This window comes from Streptomyces sp. NPDC046862 (assembly GCF_040704615.1).
GTDB lineage: Bacteria > Actinomycetota > Actinomycetes > Streptomycetales > Streptomycetaceae > Streptomyces.
Genome location: NZ_JBEYXP010000032.1, coordinates 123,181 through 131,152, shown reverse-complemented (window position 1 = coordinate 131,152; position 7,972 = coordinate 123,181). Strand labels below are relative to the sequence as shown.

Sequence of the window (7,972 nt, the reverse complement as noted above, 5' to 3'; positions counted from 1 at the left end):
GTGGCACGGTTGATGCCGTCGATCAGCGAGTGCCGGCAGCCGTACTTGTTGTCGAACTTCGACTTCGTCACGGCGTCGTTCACGTTGATCGCCGGGAACAGCAGGACACCGTCGCGCTGCATCTCGTACAGGCGGTGGACACCGGTCGTGGTCTCCTCCGTCACCCCGCGGATCTCGGAGGCAAGGGTGGTCCAGTCGAGGGTGCTCGACTTCAACAGGGCCTGGACGACGGCGAGTTCCTCGTTGTCGGCGGGCGGGAGTTCACCGGTCTTCTGGTACTCGACGCCCTTGTGGACGAGGAGAGTGGTGTCGCCGCCGTCGTCGAGGATCATGTTCGGGCCGCCGGTGGGCGAGTCGGGCCAGGTCAGCGCCTGCTCCGTGCACCACCAGTACTCCTCCAGCGTCTCGCCCTTCCACGCGAAGACCGGGATACCGGCGCTGGCGATGGCTGCGGCGGCGTGGTCCTGGGTGGAGAAGATGTTGCACGACACCCAGCGGACCTGCGCGCCGAGCGCGACCAGCGTCTCGATGAGGACGGCCGTCTGGACGGTCATGTGCAGGGAGCCGGTGATGCGGGCGCCGGCCAAGGGCTGGGCGTCGGCGTACTCCCTGCGGATCGCCATCAGGCCGGGCATCTCGTGCTCGGCGAGGGTGATCTCCTTGCGGCCGAACTCGGCCAGGGACAGGTCGGCGACCTTGAAGTCCGTGAACTCAGCGGACACTGAGGCTCCTTGGGATCTGAAGGTTGCGGTGGATGTCCAGCGCGGCTGTGGACCGGTTGAGCGTGATGTAGTGCAGCCCGGGCGCCCCTTCGGCGAGTAGCCGTTCGGCCATGTCGGTGGCGTGGTCGACGCCGATGCGGTGGCCCTCGGCGGGATTGTCGCGCGCGGCTGCCAGGCGGTGCGCCAGGTCCTCGGGGAAGGCCGCGCCGGACAGTTCCGCGAAGCGGCGGATCTGGCGGACGTCGGTGGCGGGCATGATCTCCGGGATGATCGGTATGCCGCAGCCGGCTGCGGTCACCCTGTCGCGCAGCCGCAGATAGTCCTCCACGTGGAAGAACATCTGGGTGATGGCGTAGTCGGCCCCGGCCCGGCACTTGGCGACGAAGTGCCGGATGTCGCTGTCCCAGTCCGGTGAACGCGGGTGCCGCTCGGGAAAGGCCGCCACTCCGATGGTGAAGTCGCCCAGGGAGCGGACGAGTTCGACGAGTTCCCTGGCGTACGTGAATCCCTCCGGGTGCGGTGTCCAGGGACCGCCCGGGTCGCCGGGCGGGTCGCCCCGCAGGACCAGGACGTCCCGGATGCCCGCGTCCGCGTACTGCCCGATGACCGCCCGCAGTTCGGCGACCGAGTGGCCGACCGCGGTGAGATGGGCGACCGGCCGCAGCGTGGTCTCGGCGGCGATGCGCCGGGTGACGGCCACGGTCCGGTCGCGGGAGGAGCCTCCTGCCCCGTACGTCACGGAGACCCGGTCGGGGCGGAGGGGTTCCACACGGCGAACGGTGTTCCAGAGGGTGCGCTCGCCGGCTTCGGTCTTCGGCGGAAAGAACTCGAAGGAGAACGTCGGCATCAGCGTCCACCGCCCGCGTTGAAGTAGCCCGCCTCCGGGTGGTGGACGACGATGGCGTCGGTGGACTGCTCGGGGTGCAGCTGGAACTCCTCGGAGAGCCGCACGCCGATCCGCTCGGGCCCCAGCAAGCCGGCGATCTTGGCGCGGTCCTCCAGATTCGGGCAGGCCGGATAACCGAGGGAGTATCGGCAGCCGCAGTACTCGGTGCGGAGCATGCCGTCGAGGGTGGTCGGGTCGGCCGTGGAGATGTCGAGTTCGGCACGCACACGCGCGTGCCAGTACTCGGCGAGGGCCTCGGCCAACTGCACGGACAGGCCGTGCAGTTCGAGGTAGTCGCGGTAGGCGTTGGACTCGAAGAGCTGGGCGGTCTCCTCACCGATGCGCGACCCCACGGTGACGACCTGCAGGCCCACGACGTCGGTCTCACCGGACTCCTCCGGGCGGAAGAAGTCGGCCAGGCACAGCCGGCGGCCCCGGCGCTGACGCGGGAAGGTGAACCGCGTCCGCTCGTTGCCCTGCTCGTCCAGGACGATCAGGTCGTCGCCCTTGGACACACAGGGGAAGTAGCCGTGGACCACGGCCGCTTCGAGCAGGTTCTCCGTGCGCAGCCGGTCGAGCCACATCCGCAGCCGCGGTCGGCCCTCGCTCTCGACGGTGTCACCCTTGAGTCCCCACTGGCCCTTGAACAGGGCACCCTCGTCCAGCCAGGACGCGTACTCCCCCAGCTGGATGCCCTTGATGACGCGGGTGCCCCAGAACGGCGGAGCGGGCACCGGGTTGTCGGCGGCGACATCCGACCGTCCGACGTCCCGCGGTTCCTCCAGGACCGACTCCCGCTTCGGCACCCGGCGTTTCTTGAGTTCGGGCAGGACCGCTCCGGGGACGCCCCGCTTGACGCCGATGAGGGCGTCCATCAGGCGCAGGCCCTCGAACGCGTCGCGGGCGTAGCGGACTTCGCCCTGGTAGATCTCGTGCAGGTCCTGCTCGACGTAGGCGCGGGTGAGGGCGGCGCCGCCGAGGATGACGGGGAAGTCGGCGGCCAGACCGCGCTGGTTGAGCTCCTCCAGGTTCTCCTTCATGATCACCGTGGACTTCACCAACAGCCCCGACATGCCGATCACGTCCGCGCGGTGCTCGGCGGCAGCCTCCAGGATCGCCGAGACCGGCTGCTTGATCCCGAGGTTGACGACGTTGTAGCCGTTGTTGGACAGGATGATGTCGACCAGGTTCTTGCCGATGTCGTGCACGTCCCCGCGCACGGTCGCCAGCACGATGGTGCCCTTGCCCTCGGCGTCCGACTTCTCCATGTGCGGCTCGAGGTGGGCGACGGCCGTCTTCATCACCTCCGCCGACTGCAGCACGAACGGCAACTGCATCTGCCCGGAGCCGAACAGCTCACCGACCACCTTCATGCCGTCCAGCAAGGTGTTGTTGACGATGTCGAGAGCCGGCGTGTCCGCAAGAGCCGCGTCCAGATCCTGCTCCAGGCCGTTGCGCTCACCGTCGATGATGCGCCGCTTCAGACGCTCCTCCAACGGCAGCGCGGCCAGCTCCTCGGCCTTGCCCGCCTTCAGCGACTTCGCCGTGGCACCCTCGAAGAGCTGCATGAGCTTTTGCAGTGGGTCGTAACCCTCGGCGCGCCGGTCGTGGATCAGGTCGAGGGCGGTGGTGACCTGCTCGTCGTCGAAGCGGGCGATGGGCAGGATCTTCGAGGCGTGCACGATCGCCGAGTCCAGGCCCGCCTTGACACACTCGTCCAGGAAGACGGAGTTGAGCAGGATGCGCGCGGCCGGGTTCAGGCCGAAGGAGATGTTCGACAAGCCCAGGGTGGTCTGGACGTCGGGGTGGCGGCGCTTGAGTTCGCGGATCGCCTCGATGGTGGCGATGCCGTCCTTGCGGGACTCCTCCTGACCGGTGCAGATCGTGAAGGTCAGGGTGTCGATGAGGATGTCCGACTCGTGGATGCCCCAGTTACCGGTGAGGTCCGCGATCAGCCGCTCGGCGATCTCCACCTTCTTCTGCGGGGTGCGGGCCTGGCCCTCCTCGTCGATGGTCAGCGCGATCAGCGCCGCCCCGTGCTCCCGCGCGAGCTTGGTGACCTTCGCGAACCGGGACTCGGGGCCGTCGCCGTCCTCGTAGTTGACGGAGTTGATGACCGCGCGTCCACCGAGCTTCTCCAGCCCGGCCTCGATGACCTCGACCTCGGTGGAGTCCAGCACGATCGGCAAAGTGGACGCGGTCGCGAACCGGCTCGCGAGTTCCTCCATGTCCGCCACACCGTCGCGGCCGACGTAGTCCACGCACAGGTCCAGCATGTGCGCGCCCTCACGGATCTGCTCCCGCGCCATCTCCACACAGTCGTCCCAGCGGGCCTCCAGCATCGCGGTCCGGAACTTCTTGGACCCGTTGGCGTTGGTGCGCTCACCGATCGCCAGGTAGGAGGTGTCCTGACGGAACGGCACCGTCTGATAGAGGGAAGCCGCACCGGGCTCCGGGCGCGGATCACGCTCGGCCGGGGCGAGACCGCGCACCCGCTCGACGACCTGCCGCAGATGCTCCGGCGTGGTACCGCAGCAACCGCCCACCAAGGACAGCCCGTACTCCCGGACGAATGTCTCCTGCGCATCCGCCAACTCCCTCGGAGACAGCGGGTAGTGCGCGCCGTCCTTCCCCAGCACGGGCAGACCGGCGTTGGGCATGCACGACAGCGACACCCGGGCATGCCGGGCCAGGTACCGCAGGTGCTCGCTCATCTCGGCCGGGCCGGTCGCGCAGTTCAGGCCGATCATGTCGATGCCGAGCGGCTCCAGGGCCGTCAGCGCGGCACCGATCTCCGAGCCCAGCAGCATCGTGCCGGTCGTCTCCACCGTCACCGACACGATCAGCTGCACCTCGGCGCCCAGTACGTCCGAGGCGCGCTTGGCCCCCAGTACCGCGGCCTTGGTCTGGAGCAGGTCCTGGGTGGTCTCCACCAGCAGCGCATCCGCACCACCGGCGATCAGCCCCTCGGCGTTCCGCTGGTAGGCGTCGCGCAGAACCGTATACGGGGCGTGGCCCAGCGTCGGCAGCTTCGTGCCCGGCCCCATCGAGCCCAGCACCCAGCGCTGTCGCCCGGTCGACGCCGTGAACTCGTCGGCGATCTCACGGGCGATCCGCGCCCCCGCCTCCGACAGCTCGTACACGCGCTCGGAGATGTCGTACTCGCCCAGGGCGGAGAAGTTCGCCCCGAAGGTGTTCGTCTCGACGCAGTCCACACCCACCGCGAAGTACTCCTCGTGCACCGAACGCACGATGTCGGGGCGGGTGAGGTTCAGGATCTCGTTGCAACCCTCCAACTGCTGGAAGTCCTCCAGCGTCGGGTCCTGCGCCTGGAGCATCGTGCCCATCGCGCCGTCGGCCACCACCACCCGCGTGCGGAGCGCCTCGCGCAGGGCCGTGACCCTGTCCGTACCCGTGACCCTGTCCGTACCCGGAGGCGTGTTCATACCGGTCGTCTGCCTCACGTGAGCTCCCTCAGATGGGTCACGAGATGGGCGACGCACCCCGCGCCGTACGTGCCGCGGATACGGGCGACGAGCGAATCGCGGTACAGCCGGTACTCCTGGGTCCCCACGTAGTCGAGCACGGTGGCCGCTACGACGCAGCCCAACTGGGCCGCGCACGTCCGGGACACCCCCCAGGCCATGCCGGCGAGGAAACCGGCCCGGAAGGCGTCGCCGACGCCGGTGGGGTCGACGACGCCCGCGGTCTCCACGGCCGGTACGGCCGTGACCTCGCCGTCCGCCGACTGGATCCGCACGCCGGCCGCGCCGTGGGTGGTGACCCACGTGCCCACCAGGCGCAGGACTCCGGCCGTGGTCAGACCGGTGCGTTCCCGCAGCAGCGCGGCCTCGTACTCGTTGGTGAACAGCCAGCGCGCGCCGTCGACGAGGTCCAGGACGGCGTCCTTGTCGAGCCGCGCCAACTGCTGCGAGGGGTCGGCCGCGAAGGGGATCCCGAGTCTGCGGCAGGTGCGCGTGTGACGCAGCATGGCCTCGGGGTCGTCCGGCGAGACCATGACGAGGCCCAGCCGTCCGACGCGTTCGATGACGTCGGCCAGGTCGATGTGCCGCGCCTGCGTCATGGCGCCCGCGTAGAAGGTGGCGATCTGGTTCTGCATCCGGTCCGTCGTGCAGACGAACCGGGCCGTGTGGTGTTCCTGGCTGACCAGCACCGAGTCGGTGTCCACTCCGTGCTGCTTCAGCCAGACGCGGTAGGGCTCGAAGTCGCCGCCGACCGCGCCGGCGAGTACCGGGCGCAGCCCGAGCAGCCCGAGTCCGAACGAGATGTTCGCTGCCACTCCGCCCCGCCGTATCTCCAGGCGGTCCGCGAGGAACGACAGGGAGACCCGGTCGAGCCGGTCGGCCAGGAGCTGATCGGTGAAGCTTCCGGGGAAGGTCATCAGGTGGTCGGTGGCGATGGAGCCCGTGACAGCGATCCGCATGTCAGGCCCTCGCCGCCTCGCGCAGCGCGTCGGCGCGGTCGGTGCGCTCCCAGGTGAAGTGCGGGAGTTCGCGGCCGAAGTGGCCGTACGCCGCCGTCTGCGCGTAGATGGGGCGCAGCAGGTCAAGGTCGCGGATGATCGCGGCCGGGCGGAGATCGAAGACGGAGGTGATGGCCGTCTGGATGCGCTGCACGGGCACGGATTCGGTGCCGTACGTCTCCACGAAGAGCCCGACCGGTTCGGCCCTGCCGATCGCGTAGGCCACCTGGACCTCGCAGCGCCGGGCGAGAGAGGCGGCGACGACGTTCTTGGCGACCCAGCGCATGGCGTAGGCGGCGGAGCGGTCGACCTTGGAGGGGTCCTTGCCGGAGAAGGCGCCGCCGCCGTGGCGGGCCATGCCGCCGTAGGTGTCGATGATGATCTTGCGGCCGGTGAGGCCGGCGTCGCCCATCGGGCCGCCGATCTCGAAGCGGCCGGTGGGGTTGACCAGCAGCCGGTAGCCGTCGCTCTCCAGGTTCACGCCCTGTTCGGCGAGGGCCTTCAACTCGGGTTCGACCACGAACTCGCGTACGTCGGGGGCCAGGAGCGAGTCGAGGTCGATGTCGCGCGCGTGCTGCGAGGAGACGACGACCGTGTCGAGCCGGACCGGGCGGCTGCCCCGGTACTCGATGGTGACCTGCGTCTTGCCGTCCGGGCGCAGGTAGGGGACCGTGCCGTCCTTGCGGACCTCGCTGAGCCGTCGCGAGAGCCGGTGCGCGAGCTGGATGGGCAGCGGCATCAGCTCCGGCGTCTCGTCGGTGGCGTATCCGAACATCAGGCCCTGATCGCCGGCGCCGCCCGTGTCGACTCCCTGCGCGATGTCCGGGGACTGCGCTCCGATCGAGACGGACACCCCGCAGGACGCTCCGTCGAAGCCCTTGGCCGACGAGTCGTAGCCGATGTCGAGGACGGCCTCGCGGACGAGCTGCGCGATCGGGGCGTACGCACTGGTCGTGACCTCGCCCGCGATGTGCACCTGGCCGGTGGTGATCAGTGTCTCCACCGCCACCCGGGCCCGCGGGTCGTCGCGCAGCAGTGCGTCGAGGACGGTGTCGCTGATCCGGTCGGCGATCTTGTCGGGATGGCCCTCGGTGACGGATTCGGAGGTGAAGAGCCTCAGGCCCATCTCAGCGCACCTCCGCACGGAAGAAGGTGCGCTCGATGGCGTCCAGGGTGCGGATGGCGTCGACCTCGAGGGTCTCCATCTCGATCGGCTTGCCGCTGAGCTGCTCCAGCAGGAAGACGAACTCGACGAAGGACAGCGAGTCGATCAGCCGGTTCTCGATGAGGTCCACGTCCGTGGCGAGGTCCTCGCGCTCCGGGTGACGCTTGAGGATCCAGTCCTTGACCTGCTGCAGACCGTCAGTCATGGGAGTACTCCTTGAACTCGAGGTGGACCTTGACGTGCTGGGACGGGATGAGGGCGGGGGAGAGGGCGATCCCGGACGCGGGTCGCTGGGGAGGCCGAGGACGGGGGCGGCCACGGCCACCGCGTAGTCCACGTCGTGGCTGATGCTCACGGTGATCTCGGTGATGCCGGAGTCGGCCGCCATGTCGGCCGCGGTGCTCCGTAAGCGCACGAGCGGCCAGCCGCCGTCCGAGCGGCGTACCACGATGTCGCGCCAGGGCAGCAGCCTGCCGCGGACCCGGAGGGTCTTGAACGCCGCTTCCTTGGCCGCGATGCGCCCGCAGAGGCTGAGCACGTCGAGGCCCGAGGACGTACGGCAGTCGGCCAGTTCGCCGGGGTCGAGCATCCTGTCGAAGAATTCCTCGCCGTATGCGGCGAGAAGCCCGCGGACACGGTTGACGGAGACGATGTCCAAGCCGAGATTCGCCCAGCCCAGGCCGCCCGCCGGCGGGGCGGTGGGGCGGGCCGGCACC

The 7,972-nt window shown here is 69.4% G+C and carries 6 protein-coding genes; all 6 read right to left on the bottom strand.

What is annotated here, in order from left to right:
* On the bottom strand, positions 1 to 722 hold a 722-nt coding region (locus AB0959_RS31425; protein ID WP_366830045.1), incomplete at its 3' end, for an adenosylhomocysteinase.
* Complete coding sequence (metF, locus tag AB0959_RS31420; protein ID WP_366830044.1) at positions 712 to 1,569, bottom strand: methylenetetrahydrofolate reductase [NAD(P)H]; 858 nt, start codon at positions 1,567 to 1,569, stop codon at positions 712 to 714. The genes metF and AB0959_RS31425, both read right to left, overlap by 11 nt.
* On the bottom strand, positions 1,569 to 5,054 hold the full coding sequence (gene metH / locus AB0959_RS31415; RefSeq protein WP_366830054.1) for a methionine synthase: 3,486 nt from the start codon (positions 5,052 to 5,054) through the stop codon (positions 1,569 to 1,571). The genes metF and metH overlap by 1 nt, the downstream gene beginning before the upstream one ends.
* Before the next feature lie 14 nt (positions 5,055 to 5,068).
* Positions 5,069 to 6,052: a carbohydrate kinase family protein gene (locus AB0959_RS31410; protein ID WP_366830043.1), complete on the bottom strand. Its 984-nt coding sequence runs from the start codon at positions 6,050 to 6,052 to the stop codon at positions 5,069 to 5,071.
* Between the two features lies 1 nt (position 6,053).
* Positions 6,054 to 7,217, bottom strand: coding sequence for a methionine adenosyltransferase (gene metK, locus AB0959_RS31405; RefSeq protein WP_366830042.1), 1,164 nt, complete (start codon positions 7,215 to 7,217; stop codon positions 6,054 to 6,056).
* Between the two features lies 1 nt (position 7,218).
* Positions 7,219 to 7,971 (bottom strand): holo-ACP synthase, encoded by a 753-nt coding sequence (acpS, locus tag AB0959_RS31400; protein ID WP_366830041.1) that lies wholly within the window; start codon positions 7,969 to 7,971, stop codon positions 7,219 to 7,221.
* Position 7,972 lies beyond the last annotated feature (1 nt).